This window comes from Exiguobacterium sp. s149, from assembly GCF_018618395.1.
Lineage (GTDB): Bacteria > Bacillota > Bacilli > Exiguobacteriales > Exiguobacteriaceae > Exiguobacterium > Exiguobacterium chiriqhucha.
The window spans coordinates 122,597-145,285 of sequence record NZ_JACSLZ010000002.1; the positions used below are offsets into that span (position 1 = coordinate 122,597).

The following is a 22,689-nucleotide window of genomic DNA, read 5'->3' on the forward strand; positions in this document are numbered from 1 at the left end:
ACATCACCGAACAGTTCATCAATGTTCGGTCCAACAACTACAGAAAGAAGGTTACGCATGGAACGTAAACTATTTTTAATTGACGGAAACTCCATGCTGGCCAGTGCCTACTATGGTGCCGCCGCGAGCCGAACGAAAAAAGGACGCGAGGTATCTAAAAACGATCGGAGTGCCGTCATCGGTATGACCGGCCTCATCCGGACGATTCTACGCAGACATCGTCCGACTCATTTCGTCGTCGTGTGGGACGTCTCACGTGAAACATTATGGCGCCGCGAGCTCTATCCAGGCTATAAACGCCGTCGCCGCCAGACACCACCCGAGTTGAAAGCACAAATGGAACTCATGCGCCAATTGCTTGAAGAGAGCGGCATTCCGCAATATCAAGTCGAAGGCTATGAAGGTGAAGATTTGATTGCTCATATCGCTCGGAAGTTTAGCTGTAGCGCCCCTGTCGTCATTATGACGAAAGACAAGGACTTGCTTCAGCTCGTGAGCCCACGCATCACCGTCTGGCTTCAAACGCAAGAGCTGCAACAAATGCAGGCTCGTTGCGACATCAAAGACAATCGCCCGCTCCCGCTCAAGCGACATCTCGAGATTCGTCCTGAGGAGATTGCGGCATTGTACGAGGGATTGAAGCCAAAACAGCTCTCAGCAGTCAAAGCATTGACAGGAGACCGTTCAGACGGGATTCCACCTGTGGCCGGATTAGATGAAAGTCAATCGGTCCAGTTAATCAAACGCTTCGGTTCGCTCGATAAGCTCTATACGGCGCTCAGCGTCAAAGGCGACAAACGACAATTGATCAATGAAACGATCGCGGCACTGACGTCAGAAGAAGTGCCCCGTAACTTGAGACGCACACGTAAAAAGGCCGAGCGCAACATGGAGCTCGTCCGTCTCGATGTCACGGTGCCAGAACTTGAACACTTGAAACTCGCTCATCTTGAGCTCAGTATCAATTCAAAACGTGTCGAACAAGCGTATCAAAAGCGCGGCATTCGCCTCTCGTTTGATTCAAGTCAAAAGAAAATTTCAGCACGCTAAAAAAGCGCGGACATTAGTCCACGCTTTTTATATTGACCGTGATGCCGTCGTCATCGGTGAGCGACCATTCCGATGTCGTCCCGCCGAGTTCGCGATTCGTGGCCGTATCGACCAAGAGCGTCCACGCCTCCAGACCGGCCTCTTGTCCCATCGGCTGGCTTGGTCGGGCCCAGACGTTCGCGCCAATGTGGTGATGATACCCGTCGGCCGCTAAAAATAAGGCGCCCGGATACGAATCGGTCGTCACCTTGAAACCGAGACGATTTTGATAGAATGATTTTGCCGCTTCTAGGGAACGTACTTTGAAGTGGACATGCCCCATCGTCGTCCCGTTCGGAAGACCCGTGAACGGACGGTCGGCCGCCGCCTCAAGCATCGATTCATATTCAACTGGGTCCGTCGACATCTTCACATGACCGTTCGCTTCATATTCCCACTGCTCGCGGGGACGATCGGCGTAGAGCTCGATGCCGTTACCTTCCGGGTCGCTCAAATAGAACGCCTCACTGACCAAATGATCTCCTTGTCCGACTTCAATCCGTTGTTCAATCAAATGACGAAGGATCCGTCCGAGTTCGACGCGGTTTGGCAATAGGATCGCCATATGGAACAAGCCAGCTGTTCGTGGATTTGGACGCACGCCGCTCACTTCATGTAAGACGACGAGCGCCATTTCGTTCGTTCCGAGTGTGACGCGATGTTCTGACGTCTCGAGTACATCCATTCCGATGACGCGCTCATAATATGTTTTCATCATTTCTAAATCGTTGACGCGCAATGTGACGGCGCCGAGTTTAATGTTTGTTAAGTTCATCCTTGATCACCTCTTTCTCAGTATATCCGATAAGTAGCATCGACAGAAGACGGCACAAAAAGGTGGTATAGTTACCTCAAGGATACTGTAGAGAGGAGTGAGACTGATGCCATTGATTTCAAGTTGCGAAGTCGATACCGCGCTCGAGCTGATCACGGGGAAATGGAAACCGTCGATTTTACTCGCGCTCATTAATGGGGACACGTTAAGGTTCAGCGAGTTGAAACGCTCGCTCCCAAATATCAGTCAAAAGATTTTGACGGCACAGCTTCGCGATTTAGAGGAGCAAGACATCATCATCCGCACCGTCTATCCCGAAGTTCCGCCTCGTGTGGACTATCGCTTGAGCGAGTATGGGAAGACGTTGATTCCGGTGCTCGAGACAATGAACGCTTGGGGCATCCAACACGCAGAACGTATGCGTCAAAAATAATTGTCCACATGTGGATAACCCGTTTCCGCATTCCCATCTATCACTTATCCACAGGAGGCTCACATGATTCGTTATCCACAATTGACCGGACATCACTTCGGTGTGACGGCCCCTTCGTCTGGCGTTCCCGCTGAATTACATGGATTGCTCCATGAGGCCGAGGCGACATTCACCCGCCATGGGTTCACGCTTCAATTCGAGCCATCGGTTTGGACGCAAGACAAAGCAAAATCGGCACCAGCAGAAGTCCGGGCCGATGAATTGACCCGGTTGTTCCACAATGATGCAATCGATTTGATTATCCCGCCATGGGGCGGCGTCCTCTTGATTGAGTTGCTAGACGCGATTGACTGGGACGCGCTCCCACCGAAATGGATGCTTGGCTATTCGGACGTCAGCTTATTCCTATTCGTGTATACGCTCAAGACCGGTATCGCTTCGGCCCACGGGACGAACCTTGTCGACCTACGCGGCGAAGAATGGGACGCGACGAGCTCGCGTTGGCTCGATGTCGTATCAGCAAAAGAAGGCGAGACGGTCATCCAGCTCGCCTCGGAACAGTTCCAAAAAGAATGGCAGCATGAGAACCCAAGCCCGCACGTCTATCATTTGACCGAACCGACGGAGTGGAAATCACTCGACGGGACAGAGGCGACCGGACGACTGCTTGGCGGCTGTATCGATGTCTTGTTACATACCATCGGCACACCGTATGGAGATGTCGCCACGTTCCAACAGACCCATTTGGACGGGGAGCCGATTCTTTGGTATTTCGAGAACGCCGAGCTCGATGTTACGGCACTCAAACGGACCCTGCTTCAAATGAAGTGGGCCGGTTGGTTTGATTATACGTCTGGCATTTTGTTCGGGCGCAGTGCGGCTCAACAGCCCGTCCAAGGCTACACCGCAGAGGACGTGTATACGGAACTGCAGGAATTGCTCGACGTGCCTGTCATTTACGATATCGACTGCGGGCACGTCCCGCCGCAAATGACACTTATCAACGGTGCCCACGCCTCGATTCAAGTCGAGGACGGCAAAGGGACACTTATTCAAACGTTCAAGGGCTGAGAAATCAGCCCTTGATTTTTTTAATGAGCGACATCAGATGGCTGCGGAAACGACCTTCTGGGAACAAGCCCACTTCTCGTTCAATCAACGGTACCCATTCATCCCCACACCCGTGACTCGTTCCAATTAACAGCCCTTCGAAGTAAATGGCTTGATCGACAAACCCATGCTTCGCCCATTGATCATGATGCTCCAACAGTTTCAAAAACGATTTCCGGGCTGCCTCTATCTCACCAGTCAACGCGAAATAGACGCCTTTACTCATCTCGAACGCTGCGATGAATTCTGTATTTCCTTCTAGCAACTGATCCATGACAGCAATCTGTTGCTGTAGAAGATCCGTCTTCCGATATTCAATCGCATAGAGCGCTTCTGTCATCGCCAGGCGTATTTTCATCGTCACGTCGTCCGTGAAGCTCGTGTATTGTTTCGCTTTTTGTAGCGCATCGACAATCGTTGCTTCATCTTTTAAATAAAGGGCACAAATGGCAATCGTTCGATATACATCGTCGACCCGATAGTACATTTTCGTTCGTTTCATGTAATCAAGCGTATCTTCGAGACGACGAATCGCGCCTGGTAAATCATCGTCATACAACATATTACGGAACACCATCAACATGCTGAATTCGACGCGCGTCTTCGTCTTCATCCTTCTCGAATCAATCAACTCAATCGTATCGATACGCTCAATCGCTTCATCAAATCGATTCCACATGAGCAGATAAAACGCTTGGCTGATGCGGGCCATAATCAGTTCTTCTTTCTCCTCGAGCCGCTCAAACACCGCGATTGCCCGATCATACCACTCCAACAGTTGTTGTTGATTCCCACTATAAAATACACTGTCCGCGAGTAACGTGTACGCCTTCCCTTGCCATACCGAGTTCATCTCAACGTCCACGTAAGGGAGGAGCGCCTTCTGAACGGCCTCGTCTTCCCATGAGTGGAGACCTCCTTGCGTATATTCAATCTCCTCGACGATTTTCTGTAAGTCCTCCTCGCGAGGATCGACGAGCAATGACTGTACCGACACGTCGAGTCGTTTCGCGATTTCACGAAGGCTGCGCATCGACGTCTCTGCTTTGCCGTTCTCAATCATACTGAGCATCGATTTCGTGATGATGCCTTCAGCGAGCTGGCTTTGCGTCAGTTTTTTTTCTTTGCGTAACGCTTTAATCCGTTGTCCAATCATAGAGCACCTCTTAAAAGTTAAATTTAATTGAACTTATTGTATACAGATCGAGTGTCATCGTTTACTATAAAGTTAAATCAGATTGAACTTAACTGTAAAGGAGAATCGATATGACGACCACTTCATCAAACTTGTATGTATTATTGCTCGGAAAATTCATGTCGTTGTTTGCATCCAGTCTCTTCACGTTCGTCGCGGGACTGACGGTTCTGACGACGTCCGGTTCGGGACTACAGTTCGCACTCGTCTTGCTTGCCGGCACAGTGCCACGTGTCTTATTATCTCCGTTTGCTGGGGCGTTTGCCGACAAACTGGATCGCAAGCGCGTGATCATTACGATGGAGTCCGTGAACGCCTTATTATTTTTAGCTGCCGGCATCGCGAGTCTCGTCTGGACGTTCGGCGTTCCTGCTTTCTTGATTATCACATGTCTGCTCTCTGTCGTCTCGACTTTCTTATCCGTCACATTATCGAGTTCGATTCCATTCTTGTTCGACGAAGACGGACTCCAACGCGCCAATTCCCTCATTCAAAGTACCATCTCCATCTCAAGCATCGGCACGCCGCTGCTCGCCGGGGCACTGTTCACGTTACTTCCGGTATCAGCGTTTCTCTTCAGCTCGTCTCTCTTATTTATGATCGCCGCTCTTGTCGCCTCTCGTCTCCACTTTAAAGCGTACGACCATGTCCCCAGCGAGCAATCGACTTGGTCCGAGGTCCGGTCTGGCTTCCGCTACTTGAAACGCCAGCGCGTACTTTGGACGTTGACCCTCTTGGCCGCCTTGCTCAATTTCTTTTTTGTTGCCACCGAAGTGCTGTTCCCGATTGCCGCCCTACAAGAAATCGGCGTCAGCCCGCTTCAATTCGGATTTTTAGAAAGCATGTTCGCCGTCGGATTTTTAGTCGCCTCGCTCGCCCATGCATTGCCGGTCTTTCAAATCAAACATCGGCTAGCCACGACCCGAACCGCGCTGATCATTATGAGTTGCCTCTTTATCGGACCGGCCGTCCCGCTCTATTTCGACTTCTCAGTCACACCAGCTATCGTCTTCTTCGCTGGTTTCGCCTTATTAAGCGGGTTCTTCATCATCCGTGTCAATATCCCCATCCAGCTCTATTTACAGACGAACACGGAACCGAGTTATCTCGGTCGCGTGATTGGTGTCCTCGAATCCCTCGCGATGGGCATCACACCGTTCGGCTTCATCGTGTTTGGCCTATTAAGCGAATGGATGCCGGTCGCTTCACTCTATACGATTTGCATGCTCTGCCTGCTCACCATCACGTTGTTCGCGATGTATCGGATCCGTCACGACATCACTGCCGAAAAAGCCGCTGTGTCAGCGCAAGCAGAGAGTGCATGAACGCAAAAAAGACATCGAACCTCAATTCGATGTCTTTTCTGTAGATGGTAGGACTCGTTTCTCTAACAAGAACGGTCCGAACGGGATAACGGATGCCATAACCGCGAGGACCAACACTTTGAAGCCCCAGTTGAAACGCCATGCCATATAGACGGCTGCCGCCACATAAGCGACGAACAAGAAACCGTGGGCCGCGCCGACGATGCTGACGGCAAGCGGCATGCCCGCCAAGTACTTGAGCGGCATCGCGAAGAGCAACAAGAGTAAGAAAGACATCCCCTCTGTGTATCCAAGCCATTTAAAACGTGTCGCGTTCATATTCGTTCTCCTTTTCAATCGATGCTACGTCCATCGTAGCCGAAAGAGGTGATGTTTGTCACAGGAGAACGTCATAAAGTCGTTACGCTATTTGACGATTTGGTGAACGATGCATGACTTTTGTTTCCACGAATTTGCGTAGGAACAATCCATCGACACCAAGTTTCCCAGCATTATAGCCTGCGACAAGAATGAGGACTGAGACAATCAACATCGTTGGATTCGTGCTGACCGTACCTGAGAGCAAGAACGCCATGTTCATCACGAGACCGAAGAAGGCTGCGCTACGTGTGAGGGCACCAACCAAGAGTCCAAGACCCACTAGGAATTCACCGTATGGAATCAACACATCGAACAAGGCAGCGTTCGGGATGGCGAAGTTTTCAAGGAATGCTGCCCACCAACCGGCTACAGCTGGGTGATCGCCTGTTGCGAGGGTCAGTGCGTTATTGAGGAAACCTTCTGAACCGAATCCGCCTGTGATCTTGCCCCAACCTGCTGTGAGCCAGTGATAGCCGAGCCAGACACGAAGGACTGTCAAAATACCGGTGGCGACGTTGTGGTTCTGCCAAAATTTTGTGAACATGATAATTCCTCCTTAGATGAGTGAATGATGTCTTATATGTGATTACATTCACAATATACCATCCATGTTCATCTTTTCACATAGGTTAGGATAACAGTTCACGTTTCGTTCATATGTGTGTCACAGGTGAGTCACTTTTTGGAAATTGGTCAATTACAAAAGACGCCCACTCGGGACGTCTTTGTTTGAATTACAGATTTACTTCTTGGGGCGGCTGCCCTTTTTTATTCATCACACGCATCGATTGCGGCGAGATTTTTAAGATGACGAGTTTCGGATCATCCGGACCGTCGAACCAGCCTTCGAGTTTCTCGTTCCATACTTTTTCTTTCATTGATTCGTCATCGGATACCGTCGTCTCCCCCAAAATCTCAAGATACGTATCCCCGACGCCATCGCCGTCATAGCCAATCAGAATATGCGTATACGGATTGTTCTTCAGTTCATCGACTTTATCCGTGTCTTTCGATGTTGCCGTGTAGAGTGTCAGCTCATCATGGAAAAAAGTCATATAACGGCTGTGCGGCTTTCCTTTATAGACCGTCGCCATCGTGCCCACGTTACTATGATCTAAAATCTGTCTTGCCGTTTGCATTGCATCCATTCTGAAAAACCTCCTTGTGGTAGTCACTCGTATATTCATTCCCCTGGGACAAGTGATTAAACACGCGGACAACAAAAAACCTGCTCGCCGAAGCGAGCAGGTTATAAAATTCCTTAGAAAGGAAGATTAGATTTTTTCAACGTTAGAAGCTTGTGGTCCACGAGCTCCGTCAGTGATTTCGAAAGTTACTGCTTGGCCTTCTTCAAGTGTCTTGAAGCCGTCGCCTTGGATTGCTGAGAAGTGTACGAATACGTCGTCTCCGCCTTCCATTTCGATGAAGCCGTAACCTTTTTCTGAGTTAAACCATTTTACTTTACCTGTGTTCATAATGAACCCTCCTGAAATAAACGCTGTGCGTTCTAGTAGTGCCTTACTAGAAAAAACTGACCAATAAAAAATCACAAACCTCTAGGATTATCTTAAACGAAAAATAATCCAAAGCGTTTTGTGAATTATGTTTCCAGCTATTCTTAATTAAGCACATATAGAATATACCACGGATAAATGCTTCTGTCTACTAAATACTTCGGTTTGCTAAAAATACTTTTAAAACGGGTACATCCAATTGTAGTGAACGCTAGGAGGATGAACCATATGACCGCATACATTGATCGCTCGAATATCGCTGCCACCATCGCCCACCACTCGAACTGGGCGCTCGGTGATCTATTGAAAGAAACACTTGATTGGCATGAGGCGACACGACAAGCCAATTATCCCGATCAAGCGAAAACCTATCTCTCCCACCTGCCGATGACCGAACGCATCGTCCCAGTGACAAGTTCCTTGCCGCTCGAGACGATCGATGGAATCGTCCGCCCGGTATGGATGCGTCGGCTCGACGCCGAGCACTTGAACTTGAGACAAGCGACACGCCAACATGTCGACGTCACCGACTACGGGGCCGTCGGGGATGGTTTGACCGATTGCACGCTCGCTTTCCGGCTCGCCCTCCGGTCGAACCGCCACGTCCACGTGCCGGCCGGCGTGTATGTCGTCCGCGGCATCCGCATCCCGTCGAACTGTGTGCTCGAAGGCGCCGGTCAGCAGGAAACGATCATCAAGCTCTCGGACCGAGCTCCGAAACATCGACGGTTGCTTCGAAATGCAACTCCATTCGCCGGAAACCACCATATCGAAGTCGCACATTTGACGCTCGACTGGAACGTGGAGCGCCTCGGTGACGTCGACCGGACCTCGAGTGGCGATACCGCTTCAAGCGCGTTGACGTTCACACACGTCAAATTCGGTTGGATTCACCATGTCACGGCGAAAAACGCGGGACTGCATGCCTTCGATATCACATCTCCTCATTATCATTACTTAGGGGACGGGCTTCGCGCCAAAAAAGGGAGCCGGTACGTGTGGCTCGACCATTGTGAAGCAACGAATTACGGAGATGACGGCATTACGACCCATCATAGCGATGCCCTCTATATCACGAACTGTTACTGCCATCATCCACACGGACGCACCCACGCCCATGGCTTCTCGAACTCGAACGGGATTGAGATTGATGATGGGTCGCGCCACGTCACGCTCGTCAATAATATGAGTGAAGGTTGTTTCGGGGGCGTCGAAGTGAAAGCGCACGGGACGTCATCGGCCGCCCATGACGTTCATATATTCGGACATTTTTCGTATCACGACAATCGGTCATTCAATTTCCGTCATATCAGCCATCACTTGGCAGATGACCCGCAGTCGAAGACGGCCCGCTTCCTGTCGGGCACGAATCTCGTGTCGATGGAACCGGTCCGCTCGAAGCTGTATACGAAATCTTCGGCACGCAGTCTCGTCGTGTCGGCGTATCAGGACGTGTTCATTCATGGATTCACGGCCATCGGTAATCCGGATTACGACTACCGCGCCAATCCAGCCCTCGCCGTCCAGTATAAATCTCGCAACGTACGCTTGAAACGGATTGCGACGAGCGGATTTGCATCGAGTCGGGCCGACATTGAACTGTTCGGAGGCGATAACCGGACCGACCACGTCACGATTGAGGACGTTATCTGTCGCAACTCGGCCCCGGTCGCATTGAAAATTGGTGGCCAGTTGACGAATATTACACTCCAGCGAATCGAAGGCGAACAAAAAAGTGGAGATGTGCTCATCTCCACGAGTAGTCCAATCGAGGCTCACGACTTGTTTGCTTACGGATTCTCAGGTCGCGTACGCAACGATGTTTGAGCCGCCTCGACGAGTTCATCGAGCATCGTCTCGTCTAAATTGAACGAACTCACCGTCTGTTTTGCCATCATGCGGACGATGGCTTTGTCGAGAAAGCCCATCCGCTCGAAATCATAGCCGTTGCCGACGACTTCGACGAAATAAGCGTGCACGCGCAACACTTCCCGATACGCGTCCTCGAGCTCCCGTTGCCGTTCGGCCGCGGTCGGCGTCCCAGCACATAGATAAAGTCCAAGCGGACGCTTCAACAATTTAGCTTCATGAATATGAAGCCATGCCGTCATCTCATCTTGGATTTTCCCCATCCGGATTGAGCTGCCGACAATCACATGATCGATTGTCGCCCAATCAACGTCTGGCTGTTCGACCACGTTTTGAATGTGCACGTTCCCTGGTAGCCGCTCGGCCAACAGATGGGCGACTTTCTCACTCGTCCCGTAGCGGGTCGAATAAGCAATTAACGTATTCATCGTGTTTCCCCCTTTCGGTCAGACTCTACTATCCCTATTCCCGAAACGGGTCATCTTTACTAACAACACAACAAAACTCGCCACGGAGGCGAGTTTTGTTCGTCACACTTTATACACTTGCGCTTCGTACGGACGAAGCGTGAACGGCTCTATTGGTTCCATGTTCCCAATCACCCGCTCTTTCACGTCGAATGGGAGCTCACGCGTCACCGTCTCGTCCGAGAAGTTACAGAGCACGAGCCACGTCTCGCCTTCGAACGTACGTGTAAAGGCGTATATCGCTTCATCGTCCGGCAGCAACAACTCATACTTCCCGTAAACGACAATCGGATGTTGTTTACGGAGCTGAATCAATTGGCGATAGTAATGGAAGAGCGAGTCCGGATTGCGTCGTGCCGCTTCCGCGTTCACGGTCACATAGTTCGGGTTGACCCCAATCCAAGGCGTGCCGGACGTGAATCCGCCTTGCGCCTCGGCCGACCACTGGACCGGCGTCCGTGAGTTGTCGCGCCCACGTGCGTGAATGCCGCGGAAAATCTCATCATGCGTCAACAGTCCGTTCGTCGTATAATCCCGATACGCGTTGAGCGTCTCGATATCGCGGTACTCATCGATCGAGTCGAACGCCACGTTCGTCATCCCGAACTCTTCACCTTGATAGATGTAAGGCGTTCCTTTCAACATGTGCAGGAGCGTCGCCAGCATTTTACCGGAGACGACACGGTATTCGTCCGAGTCGTTCCCGAACCGTGAGATGGCTCGCGGTTGATCATGGTTGCTCCAGTAGAGACTGTTCCAGCCATCTTCTTCAAGACCTTCTTGCCAACGCGAGAAGATTGTCTTCAAGTCCGTCAACTTCCAGTCCGTCGGATTCCATTTGCCGAAACTGCCGTTGCCGACGTCGACGTGTTCGAAATGGAACACCATGTTCAACTCGTCACGGTCTGTTCCCGTATAAAGTTTCGCCTCGTCGACGCTGACGCCCGGCATCTCACCGACCGTGATCGTATCGTATTTCGACAAGACTTCACGATTCATCTCCTGCATGAATTCATGAATGCGCGGCCCGTTGAAGAAGAACGGTGTGCCGTCCCCATAACCCGTCCCACGCGTCTCGCCGTCTGGATAGCTCGGATCTTTCGAGATCATGTTGATAACGTCCATCCGGAAACCGTCGACTCCTTTATCGAGCCAGTACGTCATCAAATCGTATACTTCACGGCGCAACGTCTCTGACTCCCAGTTCAAGTCTGGTTGCTTTTTGCTGAACAGATGCAAGTAGTATTCGTCGCTTGCCTCATCGTATTGCCACGCACTCCCTCCGAAGAAAGCGCCCCAGTTCGTTGGCGGCTGACCGTTCTCGCCTTTTTTCCAAATGTAGTAGTCCCGGTACGGGCTGTCTTTTGAGGATCGCGATTCCATGAACCATTGGTGTTCGTCCGACGAGTGGTTGACGACGAGGTCCATCATGATTTTGATGCCGTGACGATGTGCTTCTTCGAGCATCGCATCGAAATCGTCCATCGTTCCAAACTCATCCATGATGGCACGGTAATCGCGAATGTCGTATCCGTTGTCGTCGTTCGGTGAATCGTACACCGGCGATAGCCAGATGACATCAATACCGAGTTCCGCCAAATACGACATCTTCTCGGTGATTCCAGGAATGTCCCCAATCCCGTCACCGTTCGAGTCATTAAAGCTACGCGGGTAAATTTGATAGACGACCGCTTCTTTCCACCATTGTTTCATGTTTCATCCTCCTCATACGTTCTGTCGATTTCATCGTACCCGCTCGTCGCCTTGATTTCTATCCATGATATGATGAAAATATGCACGATTTTGCTATTAAGAAAGGATGATTCGATGGAAATTGGCTTTTGTGGCTATTCGTATCATACAACGACCTATACTTTTCCTTTTCCCAATCGATTGGAGACGTATTTGATTCGCTTGCAAATAGAAGGCACGGCGCGCATCGTCGTCAATGGGAAGACGTATACGGCACGGCCTGGCGACCTGTTGCTCGTCAAACCTGGTGACGAGTACGAACTGCATGTCGATATCCCGGCAAGCGGGGACTATCATCTTTTCTGTGACGGTCCGACCCTCGATGCATGGTGGATGGCGGTCGATCGTTCCCTCATCACGTCCATCTCGATCGATCCTCGCTTGTTGTCACTCTGGCAGCATATCACCGAAGAGGCGCGACGCCCGACGACTGAACAAAGTCCGGATTTGATTGAAACACTGATTGAAGCCTTGCTTCTCATGCTCGACCGTTCCGTCCAAGAAGTGCAAGCAAACGTGCGACCACCTGTCGTGTCACGCATGATGCGTTATATAGAAGGAAACGTTACAAGCGACTTCAAAGTGGCGGACGTCGCCGACGCGGTCGGGCTCAGTGTATCGCGGACCGTCCACTTATTCAAAGAAGTGACCGGTATGACGATTGTCGCCTATGCTCAATCGATTCGACTCCAGCTCGCCGAAGAACAGATGCAGTATACCCAACACTCTCTCGAACGGATCGCCGAGCTGTCCGGATTCCGCTCCTATCCATATTTTCATCGTATCTTTAAACGAAAATATGGCGTCGCACCAGGGGTCTATCGCACACTTCAACAAAAAAACGAAAAAAAATAAAAAAAGAGTGATCCATTTTTTGAACCGCTCCGTTAGATGGGTGTAAACAACGACAACCACTCAAAAAAAGGAGCGATTACCCATGAAGAAGAAAACAATGAACAAGATTGTAGCACCGGCACTTGCACTCGGCTTACTCGTACCATTGAATGCACAGGCAGCGGATCACGCGCCGACAGCTAGCACACCAGCAGGTGACTTACGAGCCACGCTCGATCAATTACTTTCTGAGCATTACGTCTTAGCCGTCACATCGATGATGAAAGCTTATGATGGAGCACCAGACGCTGAAGTCGCGATGAAGGCACTCAATCAAAACGCACTCGACATGACACCGGCCATCGCTTCAATTTACGGAGATGAAGGCGCAGCGCAGTTCGAAGAAATCTTCGCTGGTCATAACGACTACTCAGCTGACTTCGTCGAAGCGGCTAAATCAGAAGACAAAGAGCTTCGCGCTGACGCAGAAGCTGAAGTCGATGAATTCGTAGAAGAGTTCTCAACATTCCTTGATGCAGCAACAGAAGGTAACTTACCAAAAGACGCTGCAGCTGACGTACTTGAGCTTCACGAAGACCAAGTTCTCTCAGTATTCGACAACTATGTCGCAGGTGATTACGAGTCGGCATATATGACGTACCGTGAAGGGTACAAGCTCATGTTCGACATCAGTAAAGCCCTTTCAGGCGCAATCGTCACACAGATGCCTGACAAGTTTGAAACTGCTGCTGACACACCGGCCGTCGAGCTTCGTTCAACATTGAACAGCCTTGCTGGTGAACACTTCGCACTCGCAGCAATCGGCATGCAAAAAGGCTACGATCAAGCAGAAGACTTTGACTACGTGAGCTGGGCTGAAGATCAGAACACACTCGATTTCAAAGCAGCCATCGGTTCAGTCTACGGTGACGAAGGTGCAACCCAATTCGAAAAAGTATGGAACGGGAACCACATCACAGCCCAAGGTGACATCGTTGCCGCTACACTCGAAGGCGATGAAGCTAAAATTGAAGAAGCACGTATGAAGCTCGACCAGTTCGCTGTCGATTTCAGCACATTCCTCGATGCAGCGACAGAAGGTAACTTGCCACAAGAAGCTGGCCAAGAAGCCATCAAACAACATGAGGCCCTCGTGCTTCAAACGTTCGATCAGTATGTAGCTGGTGATGCGGATGCCGCTTGGATGTCATTCCGTGAAGGATACGCGTTCATGTTCGGTGTTGGTGAGACACTCGGTAACGCGATCGTGACACAAATGCCTGACAAGTTCGCTGAAACAACAATGCCTGAAGAGATGCCTGAAACAGGTCTCGGTGGTGCACAAGAACAATCAATGAACACGCTCTACGCTGGCCTTGCTGTACTTGGCGGAATCTTGCTCGCCTTCGTAACGCTTCGCAACCGTAAAGTGTCTGAACAATAATTCAATAAGGAGGGAGCCCCATGAACAAGCGCCATTTGTTTCTGGCGCTCTCTCTCTTTTGTTTTGGCTTCTGGACGTGGACGAGCGCCCAAGAATCGTCGTCACCACCTGTAGAAGAAAAACAAATAGAGGAGAGCCCAGATTTATCGGCTGAATTCTCACTTCTACAGGAAGAGGTGAAGAAGCTTCGATTAGCCGAGGAAGAGGAAAGTGCCAAGGCCGCGACACCCGTCCAACTTCAAATTCCTAAAATCAAGGTCGACACCGCAATCGAACAGGTCGGCGTACTCGACAACGGCCAGATGGGCGTCCCAAAAGACGAGAACCAAGTCGGTTGGTTCGAGCCCGGCGTCAAGCCAGGCAGTAAAGGGAATGCCGTCATCGCCGGACATGTGGACAGTAAGACCGGCCCCGCCGTCTTCTATGAGCTCGATCAACTGAAGACAGGCGATGACGTGACAATTATTGATGAGAATGGCAACACGTTGACGTTTCGTGTCACAAAAACAGAGAGTTACGATACGAAAAACGCACCGATCGAAAATATTTTCGGGGCCACGTCGAGTCGACATTTGAACTTGATCACGTGTTCCGGTACGTTCGGTGACGGCGGTTACGACGAGCGTTTCGTCGTCTATACCGAACTTGTCGATACCAAGATCAATACCGAAGTCGAACTTGATGCACCGACGAGCGTCGAACTCCGCGGGAACTTATTGACGTGGCACGCCGTCCGTGACGACACCGTCATCGGCTATCGCGTCTATGAAGTCGTCGACGGAAAAGCGACTCGTATTGAGAGTATCGCGTCGCACGCCCGGAAGAGCATCGAGGTCACGAACGAGCAGGCAGCGTATTATGTAACTGCCATCGACCAGCTCGGAAATGAGTCGAGTCCTTCTCAAGAGACGAAATAACCACAAAAGAACCCGCAGACGATTTATGTCTGCGGGTTCTTACGTTTTACACGAAACACGGAATCTGCGGGTTGAACGTCTTATTGTTCTCCGTCATGACCTGTTTTTTGATTTTGCCTTCGCCAAGATAGACGATACGGTCGGCGAGCGCCTCCGCGTCCTCTTCATCGTGCGTGACGAAGATAGTCGTCGTCCCCGTCTGTTTGAGGAGGCGGCGCAAATCGTCCCGAATGCGATGTTGGAGCGACGTGTCCAAGTTGCTGAACGGCTCATCCAAGATGAGGAGCGACGGTTTCGGTGCGAGCGCACGCGCGAGCGCGACACGCTGTTGCTGACCACCACTGAGCTCGTATGGATAGCGATGACGGAACTCGGACAAGTTCACGAGCGCCAGCATCTCTTCGACGCGCTCGTTCCGCTCCTTCCGGCTCAATTTATGCAGACCAAAACGGATGTTCTTCTCAACAGTCATATGCGGGAAGAGCGCATAGTCTTGGAACACCATCCCGACACCACGCTGTTCAGGCGGCATGAACTGGCAGTCGTCGCAACAGACACAGTCGTTGACGACGACGACGCCTTGGTTCGGCATCTCGAGCCCCGCGATGAGGCGTAAAATCGTACTCTTCCCAGAACCGCTGTCGCCGAGAAGCGATACGATTTCACCTTTCGTGATCGAGATGGAGAATCCTTTAATCGTCTCAGCTTGCGCACCTTTATAGCTGAAGTGTAAATCGTTGATTTGAACAAACATTAGTCGGCCTCCTTATCAAGCACCTTATGGAACACAAAGATCAACAGTCCGCTCATGAGCACGATGACGATCGAGGCGAGCGCGGCCTCATGAATCTTCTCGTCACTGACATATTTGAACGCCTGCGTGGCGAGCGTCGAAAAATTGAATGGCTGTAAAAACAGCGTCAGCGGCAATTCTTTCATAATATCGATAAAGACGAGAATGAACGCGCTCATGATCGCCCCTTTAATCATCGGGATATCGACCCGGAAGAACGTCTGTACCGTCCCCCACCCGAGCATGCGCGACGCTTCCGTGAACGACTTCCCGACTTTCTCAAATCCGCTCTCAATCGAGTTATAGCCGATGGCGAGGAAGCGGATGACGTAGGCGAAAATGAGCATGATGAGCGTCGTCCTAAACACGAACGTCTGCCCCAAATCGAGCGCGAGCGCCACGTACAGCACCCACTCGTCAAGCAGCAAGAACAACGTGATGACGGCGATGGCGATGGCCGCTCCCGGAATCGAATAGCCGAGCGTCGTCACTTTCGAGATGACGCGTGTCATGTTCGACGGGAACAGGCGCGTGTAGTTCGCGATGATGAGCGCGAACACGAGAATGATTACGGTCGCGATGAACGCCACGCTCACCGTGTTCCAGACGAGGCGGAAAAACTCGGCCGTGAACACTTGCTCGAACGTCAACACCGTCCAAGCGACGAGTTGCACGAACGGGATGAGAAACGCGATAGCGAAGATGGTCGCCACGTAGCCGAATACGGCGTAGCGGTGCCACCCGTTCAATTGTCTCGGTTTGAGCGGCTTCACTTTCGTCGTCGCATAGCTGAACTGCTTCCGACCTCGGACGAGCCGTTCCATCGTCAAGATGGCGATGACGAGAATCATGAGCGTCCCGGCGAGTTTCAGCGCCGAGGACGTATCTTTCATCCCGAACCACGTACTGAAGATGGCCGTACTGAACGTTTGAATCCCGAAGTATTTGACGACCCCATAGTCGTTCAATACTTCCATCAACACGAGGCTGACCCCGCCGATGATGGCGACACGCGAAATCGGGATGACGACGGTGAAGAAGATATCCCATGAGCCGCGGCCGAGGATGCGGGCGTTCTCAATCATCGAGGACGATTGGTTGTGCAAGAAAGCCCGCGTGATCGTGTAAATGTATGGATACAAGAACAGCGTGAAGATGAACACCGTTCCTTGAATCGTCATGATGTTGAAATACGTCTGGTCGACGGTGATGCCGAACTCATTGCGTAGCGTCGTCTGGATGACGCCCGTATAGTTCAAAATCCCGTGATACGTGTATCCCCCGATATAAGGCGGGATGGCGAGCGGTAAGATGAGCGCCCATTTGAAGAACTTACGGAACGGGAAGTCGTATACCGTGACGAACCAAGCTAAGCTCGTCCCGATAATCGTCGTCAGCAGGCCGGTCGCAAGCATGATGAACAGGGTATTGCGTACGTAAGTCGGCAACAAATACTCGCGGATGTGTTGCCAGTTGTCATTGACCGGTGCGAATAGTTCGACCAAGACGACGACGCCTGGCAGGACGATGAACAAGAGCGCGATAAAGCTGAGGATGGCCCATCCATTCAGTTGTCGTTTCAGCGCGTACCAGTTCATGTCGTACAACTCCCGTTCTTCTTTCGTTCAGTCACTTCCTGTCCCATCATATCAGGCTCAACGCTATCGTTGTACCGCTAGCGTGTCGAGAAACGCAAAAATCTTCGGCCTGAACGTCTGTTCAAGCCGAAGTCTTCTTATTTCCAGCCCGCTTCGTTGAAGACGCGGATGGCTTCTTGCTGGTTTTCACCGAGGACAGACAAGTTGATGTCCTGCTCTTTGAACTCACCCCATGATTTAAGGAGTTCGTTCGGTTCAACCGATTCATTTACTGGATACTCGTAGTTTACGCTCGCGAACTGCTCTTGTGCCGACGGATCAGACATGAACTCCATGAGCTTCTTCGCGTTCTCCGAGTTCTTCGAGGCTTTCGTCATCGCGATTCCTGAGATGTTCACGTGTGTCCCCGTAGTATCTTGGTTCGGGAAGAAGACGCCAAGTTGTTCAGCGACTTTCTTCTCTTCCGCATCTTCCGAATTCAACATGAGACCCATGTAGTAGGTGTTCATAATGGCGACATCACCTTCACCGGCCACGACTGCTTTCGCTTGGTCACGGTCGTTCCCTTGTGGGTCGCGTGCAAAGTTGTTGACTATGCCTTTCGCCCACTCTTTTGCCTGGTCGACACCGTTCACTTCAATGAATGAGGCGAGGAGCGAGATGTTGTACATGTTCTCAGACGGACGGACGAGTACTTTGCCGTTCCACTGCTCTTCCGTGAGTGCTTCATACGTTGACAAGTCTTCTGGTTTCACGCGGTCTTTCGCGTAGACGATGACACGCGCCCGTTTCGTGAGACCGAACCATTCGTTGTCCGTGTCACGGTATTTCTCCGGAACGTTCGACTCAAGCACGTCGCTATCGACCGCTTGCAGGTGTCCCGCTTCTTTCGCTTGATACAAGTTCCCTGCATCCGCTGTGATGAAGAGATCGGCTTCTGTATTGTCGCCTTCTGTGTTCAAACGCTCGAGCAACTCATCGCTCTTCCCTTCAACGACATTAACTTTCACGCCTGTCTCTTCTTCGAACTGCTTGTAAAGCTCTTTATCTACATCATAGTGACGGCTCGAGTAAACGTTGACGACTTTTGACTCTTCTGCTGTCTCGTTGTCGCTTGAAGTCGTCGTTTCTTCTGTGCTGGCGCAAGCCGCAAGAAGTGATGTCGTGAGCGCAGCCGAAAGGCCGAGTGCCATGTACTTTTTGTTCATTTCATAATCCCCCACTTATTCATATCTATTATTGGTAATGATAATTACTCTCAGTTAATATCATCACTGATAATCATTCTCACGTCAACCTTTTTTTGAAATCGTTTACTTCAGTTATAGGTACATAACTTAACAGTTTTAACATCATCATTTCTTGACTTCAAAATGACTAGCCCCCTATAGTGAAAGAGAACAAACCGTCTGGTCGGTACAGAAAGGAGGCATGACATGACAAACCGATCAATGATCACGAAACAAAAATTGTTGGATGCCGCGACGGATATCATCATGGAGCATGGTGTGCATCATCTTACATTAGATGAAGTCGCCAAGACAGCTGGCGTCTCGAAAGGTGGTCTCCTGTATCATTATCCATCCAAAGAAGCGCTGCTGACCGCCATCGTCGAACGGCTCCAAACCGAACAAAACGATTTGTACGAGTCGCTTCAAGCGGACGGCAACGGTCCTGTCGAAGCGTTCGTCCGCCTGTTTGACGAGACAAAACTCCATCCGGAGCGTTCACCGATCCACATCGACGCCGAGAAAATGATCGCTTTCTTGACGTTGTTCGCGGTCGACCAAGAGTACGCGGAACGATGGAAGCACGACCTCGACACGTTCTTCGCTCAGTTTCAACAGACGAGCGACCCCGTTGAGACGATGATTATCCGTTATGCACTCGAAGGCATGATGATGTCCGAGCACTTCAACGTCGGCGTCGCCCCGCCTGCCTTAAAACACGACATTATCGCTCGCTTGATCGAGCGAGCCCGGAATATCGATTCGGGTAAAACAGACTAAGCCCTCAGAGGAGAAATGAATCCCATGCAGAAAATCACGTCCTTCTCCGTCAACAACAAGTTCGCAGTCTGGTTGATGACGATCATCTTGACAGCCGCCGGAATTTTCGCCGGCTTGACGATGAAACTAGAAACATTGCCTGACATCACGACACCGACCGTCTCGGTGACGACGATTTATCCAGGAGCCTCACCTGAACAAGTGCTCGACGAAGTGAGCACCGTGCTCGAAGAACGCTTGAAGAGCTTGAACGGTGTCGAACAAGTTCGTTCGTCTTCGTTCCAGAACGCTTCAAACATTCAAATCGATTACGACTTCAGCACCGACATGGAAGAGGCTGAACAACTGGTCAAAGACGCGCTCAGCAACGTCGAGTTGCCTGAAGCCGTCCAAGACCCGCAGGTGTCGCGTCTCAGCTTTGACGCGTTCCCGGTGATCGGGGCAGCCGTCTCGGATGAGAGTCTCGATTTGGCTGAATTGACGAAATTGGTCGAAGATGAGTTACAACCAGCGCTTGAAGGTGTAGAAGGCGCTCAGACCGTGCAAATCGCCGGACAAGAGATTCGTCGCGTCGAGCTTCAGTTCGATGAGGAGGCACTTGCCGAATACAACTTGACGGAAGACACGGTCAAACAGTTGATTCAAGCGAACGATGCCCGCATCGCGCTCGGCTTGTATGAACTCGGTGATACGGAACAAGCCGTCGTCATCGACGGGAAGTCGGAGACGCTCGAAGCGTTCCGCGACCTCCAAATCCCGTACTCACCCGCACAAACGGAACAGCCGGTGCCAGGTGCGCCAACAGAACTTCCGACTGGCGAGACTCCACAAGTCCCGACTGAAGTGCCAGGTGCCGTGCCACCAGCCAACATCCCGACGACTGTCCCGACCGTCGCCTTGAGCGAACTCGCGACGATTGAAGACCGCGGGATCGAGGAATCGATTTCACGGTCGAACGGGGAACGTTCCATCGGGATTCAAGTGACGAAAACACAAGATGCGAACACCGTCGACGTCGTCAACGCCGTCAAAGACGTGCTCGCCGACTTCGAAGCCGACTATGACACGGCCAAAGTATCGGTCACGCTCGACCAAGGTCAACCGATTGAAGAATCGGTCGAGACGATGGTCTCGAAAGCGTTGCTCGGTGGCTTGTTCGCCATCTTGATCATTCTCGTGTTCCTTCGTAACTTCCGCTCGACGATTATTGCGGTCATCTCGATTCCGCTCTCGCTCCTTATGGCATTGATCGTCTTGAAACAGCTCGACATCACGCTTAACATCATGACGCTCGGCGCGATGACCGTCGCCATCGGACGCGTCGTCGACGACTCCATCGTCGTCATTGAGAACATTTACCGCCGCCTCACCCGTCCGAACGAGACGTTGCGAGGCAAAGAACTGATTATCGCCTCGACGAAAGAAGTGTTCATTCCGATCGCGTCGTCGACGATCGTCACAATCGCTGTCTTCTTGCCGCTCGGGTTCGTCACTGGCTTCGTCGGTGAGCTGTTCTTACCGTTCGCCTTGACCGTCGTCTTCGCCTTGCTCGCGTCATTACTCGTCGCGATCACGGTCGTACCGATGATGGCCGACTCGTTCTTTAAGAACCGCGATAAATTGAAACCAGAAGAAGGACCAGGGAAGCTCGCGCAATGGTATCGTGGCGTCCTCAACTGGTCGCTCAACCATAAACTCGTCGTCTTCGGTCTCGCGACAGCACTCTTAATCGGAAGTTTCGCCCTCGTCCCAGCCATCGGGGTCAACTTCTTGAACCAAGAGTCGGAGAAGACGCTTTACGTCACGTTCGACCCAGAACCGGGCCAAACACTCGACGATTCGATTGCGGCAGCTGAAATCGCCGAAACTTATTTCATGGAAGAGCAAGCAGACGCGACCGACGTCCAATTCACGGTCGGTGGCGAGAACCCGCTCAACCCGGGGAACAACAAACAAGGGATTTTCATCGTCCAGTATGACCCGGACACAGAAGATTTCGCTGACGTCAAAATCGCTGACGTCGAACGCTTGAACGAACTCGCTACAGGCGGGGAATGGAAAGAGCAAGACTTCGCCGGCGGCGCCGGCACGAGTGGCGTGACGTACAACGTCTATGCCAACTCGCTCGAAGATCTAGAAGCCATCGTCCCGACATTCATCGAGACGATTGAAGAAGAGACGGATTACGTCCGTCAAGCGACGTCCGATCTTCGCGAATCTTACGTGCAGTACACGTTCAACGTCGACCAGCAAGCTACTGCTGAGGCAGGCGTCTCGGCCGCTCAGCTCGCCCAGACGATTGGACAGTTCCAAGCGCAAGAAAGCCCGCTTTCGACCGTGACGATCGATGACAAGCAACTCGATGTCATCATCCCGACAGAACAAGTCACGTACGACAGCATTGAAGAGTTGCAAGAACAAGAAGTGACGACGCCGTTCGGCCCTCGGCCAATCTCGGACTTCATCGAAGTCGAGGAAGGTACGACACCGGATACGCTCGTCCAACGCGACGGGAAGCTCCTCGCTCGCGTCAACGTCGAGCTCAGCACGGACAAAGCGACGGAAGCTTCGGCTGCTATCGAAGAACGTGTGTCTGACATCGAGCTCCCGACTGGCGTCTCTTATGACGTCGGTGGGGTCACTGAACAGATTCAAGAATCGTTCACCCAGCTCGGTCTCGCCATGCTCGCGGCCGTCGCCATCGTCTACTTGGTGCTCGTCATCACGTTCGGCGGTGCCGTCACACCGTTCGTCGTCCTGTTCTCGCTTCCTTATGCGATTATCGGGGGACTTGTCGCCCTACTCATCACAGGCGAAACGATTTCGGTATCAGCCTTGATCGGTGCGCTTATGTTGATTGGGATCGTCGTCACGAACGCCATCGTCCTGATTGACCGCGTCATTCATAAAGAAGCGGCCGGTCTCTCGACGCGTGATGCGTTGCTCGAGGCAGCCGGTACACGTCTCCGTCCGATTCTCATGACGGCGCTCGCGACAATCGGTGCCCTCGCTCCGCTCGCACTTGGCCTTGAAGGCGGCGCCTTGATCTCGAAAGGTCTTGGTGTGACCGTCATCGGCGGATTGACAAGTTCGACGCTGTTGACGCTCCTCATCGTCCCAATCGTGTATGAGTTCTTCGCACGGTTCCGCAAGAAAAAACAAGCGTAACGCAAAAGAGAGTTGGCCCAAATAGGGTCGACTCTCT

The 22,689-nt window shown here is 51.6% G+C and carries 21 protein-coding genes; 10 read left to right on the forward strand and 11 right to left on the reverse strand.

The window, feature by feature from the left end:
* Positions 1-57: 57 nt before the first annotated feature.
* Positions 58-1,050, forward strand: a complete 993-nt coding sequence (locus KNP81_RS03810; protein ID WP_021068063.1) for a 5'-3' exonuclease — start codon at positions 58-60, stop codon at positions 1,048-1,050.
* Positions 1,051-1,063: 13 nt separating this feature from the next.
* Here KNP81_RS03810 and KNP81_RS03815 read toward each other — a convergent pair whose 3' ends face one another.
* Positions 1,064-1,864 (reverse strand): VOC family protein, encoded by an 801-nt coding sequence (locus KNP81_RS03815; RefSeq protein WP_214718516.1) that lies wholly within the window; start codon positions 1,862-1,864, stop codon positions 1,064-1,066.
* A 106-nt stretch (positions 1,865-1,970) separates the two neighbouring features.
* On the opposite strand from KNP81_RS03815, the gene KNP81_RS03820 reads away from it, so the two are divergent.
* Complete coding sequence (locus KNP81_RS03820) at positions 1,971-2,297, forward strand: winged helix-turn-helix transcriptional regulator (RefSeq protein ID WP_021068061.1); 327 nt, start codon at positions 1,971-1,973, stop codon at positions 2,295-2,297.
* A 63-nt stretch (positions 2,298-2,360) separates the two neighbouring features.
* Positions 2,361-3,368, forward strand: coding sequence for a S66 family peptidase (locus KNP81_RS03825; protein WP_214718517.1), 1,008 nt, complete (start codon positions 2,361-2,363; stop codon positions 3,366-3,368).
* 4 nt (positions 3,369-3,372) lie between these two features.
* Here KNP81_RS03825 and KNP81_RS03830 read toward each other — a convergent pair whose 3' ends face one another.
* Entirely contained in the window at positions 3,373-4,563 is a 1,191-nt protein-coding gene (locus KNP81_RS03830) for a helix-turn-helix domain-containing protein (RefSeq protein WP_214718518.1), read from the reverse strand.
* Positions 4,564-4,673: 110 nt separating this feature from the next.
* Between KNP81_RS03830 and KNP81_RS03835 the strand changes: the two genes are divergently transcribed.
* A complete protein-coding gene (locus KNP81_RS03835; protein ID WP_214715122.1) occupies positions 4,674-5,927 on the forward strand; it encodes an MFS transporter in 1,254 nt (417 codons plus the stop codon).
* Positions 5,928-5,948: 21 nt separating this feature from the next.
* Here KNP81_RS03835 and KNP81_RS03840 read toward each other — a convergent pair whose 3' ends face one another.
* The 4 genes from KNP81_RS03840 to KNP81_RS03855 form a co-directional block, all read right to left on the reverse strand.
* Positions 5,949-6,245: a DUF3817 domain-containing protein gene (locus KNP81_RS03840; protein WP_214718520.1), complete on the reverse strand. Its 297-nt coding sequence runs from the start codon at positions 6,243-6,245 to the stop codon at positions 5,949-5,951.
* Between the two features lie 82 nt (positions 6,246-6,327).
* Positions 6,328-6,831 carry a DoxX family protein gene (locus KNP81_RS03845; protein WP_021068056.1) on the reverse strand — a complete coding sequence of 168 codons (504 nt, stop codon included), beginning with the start codon at positions 6,829-6,831 and terminating at the stop codon, positions 6,328-6,330.
* 190 nt (positions 6,832-7,021) lie between these two features.
* Positions 7,022-7,435, reverse strand: coding sequence for a pyridoxamine 5'-phosphate oxidase family protein (locus tag KNP81_RS03850; protein WP_021068055.1), 414 nt, complete (start codon positions 7,433-7,435; stop codon positions 7,022-7,024).
* A gap of 126 nt (positions 7,436-7,561) precedes the next feature.
* Positions 7,562-7,762: a cold-shock protein gene (locus KNP81_RS03855; protein WP_016507985.1), complete on the reverse strand. Its 201-nt coding sequence runs from the start codon at positions 7,760-7,762 to the stop codon at positions 7,562-7,564.
* Between the two features lie 267 nt (positions 7,763-8,029).
* On the opposite strand from KNP81_RS03855, the gene KNP81_RS03860 reads away from it, so the two are divergent.
* Positions 8,030-9,628, forward strand: coding sequence for a glycoside hydrolase family 55 protein (locus tag KNP81_RS03860; protein WP_214718522.1), 1,599 nt, complete (start codon positions 8,030-8,032; stop codon positions 9,626-9,628).
* Here the strand turns inward: KNP81_RS03860 and KNP81_RS03865 are convergent.
* Both KNP81_RS03865 and KNP81_RS03870 read right to left on the reverse strand, forming a co-directional pair.
* Positions 9,592-10,098 carry a flavodoxin domain-containing protein gene (locus tag KNP81_RS03865; RefSeq protein WP_214718523.1) on the reverse strand — a complete coding sequence of 169 codons (507 nt, stop codon included), beginning with the start codon at positions 10,096-10,098 and terminating at the stop codon, positions 9,592-9,594. The genes KNP81_RS03860 and KNP81_RS03865 overlap by 37 nt on opposite strands.
* 102 nt (positions 10,099-10,200) lie before the next feature.
* Positions 10,201-11,850 (reverse strand): glycoside hydrolase family 13 protein, encoded by a 1,650-nt coding sequence (locus tag KNP81_RS03870; RefSeq protein ID WP_214718525.1) that lies wholly within the window; start codon positions 11,848-11,850, stop codon positions 10,201-10,203.
* A 114-nt stretch (positions 11,851-11,964) separates the two neighbouring features.
* On the opposite strand from KNP81_RS03870, the gene KNP81_RS03875 reads away from it, so the two are divergent.
* The 3 genes from KNP81_RS03875 (at position 11,965) to KNP81_RS03885 (ending at position 15,084) form a co-directional block, all read left to right on the forward strand.
* Positions 11,965-12,744, forward strand: a complete 780-nt coding sequence (locus tag KNP81_RS03875; protein ID WP_214718527.1) for a helix-turn-helix domain-containing protein — start codon at positions 11,965-11,967, stop codon at positions 12,742-12,744.
* An 82-nt stretch (positions 12,745-12,826) separates the two neighbouring features.
* Positions 12,827-14,167, forward strand: coding sequence for a globin family protein (locus KNP81_RS03880; protein WP_214718529.1), 1,341 nt, complete (start codon positions 12,827-12,829; stop codon positions 14,165-14,167).
* Between the two features lie 20 nt (positions 14,168-14,187).
* The gene (locus tag KNP81_RS03885; protein WP_214718531.1) at positions 14,188-15,084 is read left to right on the forward strand and encodes a class F sortase; all 897 of its coding nucleotides are present in this window, start codon (positions 14,188-14,190) and stop codon (positions 15,082-15,084) included.
* A 46-nt stretch (positions 15,085-15,130) separates the two neighbouring features.
* On the opposite strand, the gene KNP81_RS03890 is transcribed toward KNP81_RS03885, so the two are convergent.
* The 3 genes from KNP81_RS03890 to KNP81_RS03900 form a co-directional block, all read right to left on the reverse strand.
* A complete protein-coding gene (locus KNP81_RS03890; RefSeq protein WP_214718533.1) occupies positions 15,131-15,838 on the reverse strand; it encodes an ABC transporter ATP-binding protein in 708 nt (235 codons plus the stop codon).
* Positions 15,838-17,475 carry an ABC transporter permease gene (locus KNP81_RS03895; RefSeq protein WP_214718535.1) on the reverse strand — a complete coding sequence of 546 codons (1,638 nt, stop codon included), beginning with the start codon at positions 17,473-17,475 and terminating at the stop codon, positions 15,838-15,840. The genes KNP81_RS03890 and KNP81_RS03895 overlap by 1 nt, the downstream gene beginning before the upstream one ends.
* A 137-nt stretch (positions 17,476-17,612) precedes the next feature.
* A complete protein-coding gene (locus KNP81_RS03900; protein WP_214718537.1) occupies positions 17,613-18,683 on the reverse strand; it encodes a Fe(3+) ABC transporter substrate-binding protein in 1,071 nt (356 codons plus the stop codon).
* Positions 18,684-18,911: 228 nt separating this feature from the next.
* Here KNP81_RS03900 and KNP81_RS03905 point away from each other — a divergent pair, with 228 nt between their 5' ends.
* Positions 18,912-19,484 (forward strand): TetR/AcrR family transcriptional regulator, encoded by a 573-nt coding sequence (locus KNP81_RS03905; protein ID WP_214718539.1) that lies wholly within the window; start codon positions 18,912-18,914, stop codon positions 19,482-19,484.
* A gap of 24 nt (positions 19,485-19,508) precedes the next feature.
* Positions 19,509-22,652: an efflux RND transporter permease subunit gene (locus KNP81_RS03910; RefSeq protein WP_214718541.1), complete on the forward strand. Its 3,144-nt coding sequence runs from the start codon at positions 19,509-19,511 to the stop codon at positions 22,650-22,652.
* Positions 22,653-22,689 lie beyond the last annotated feature (37 nt).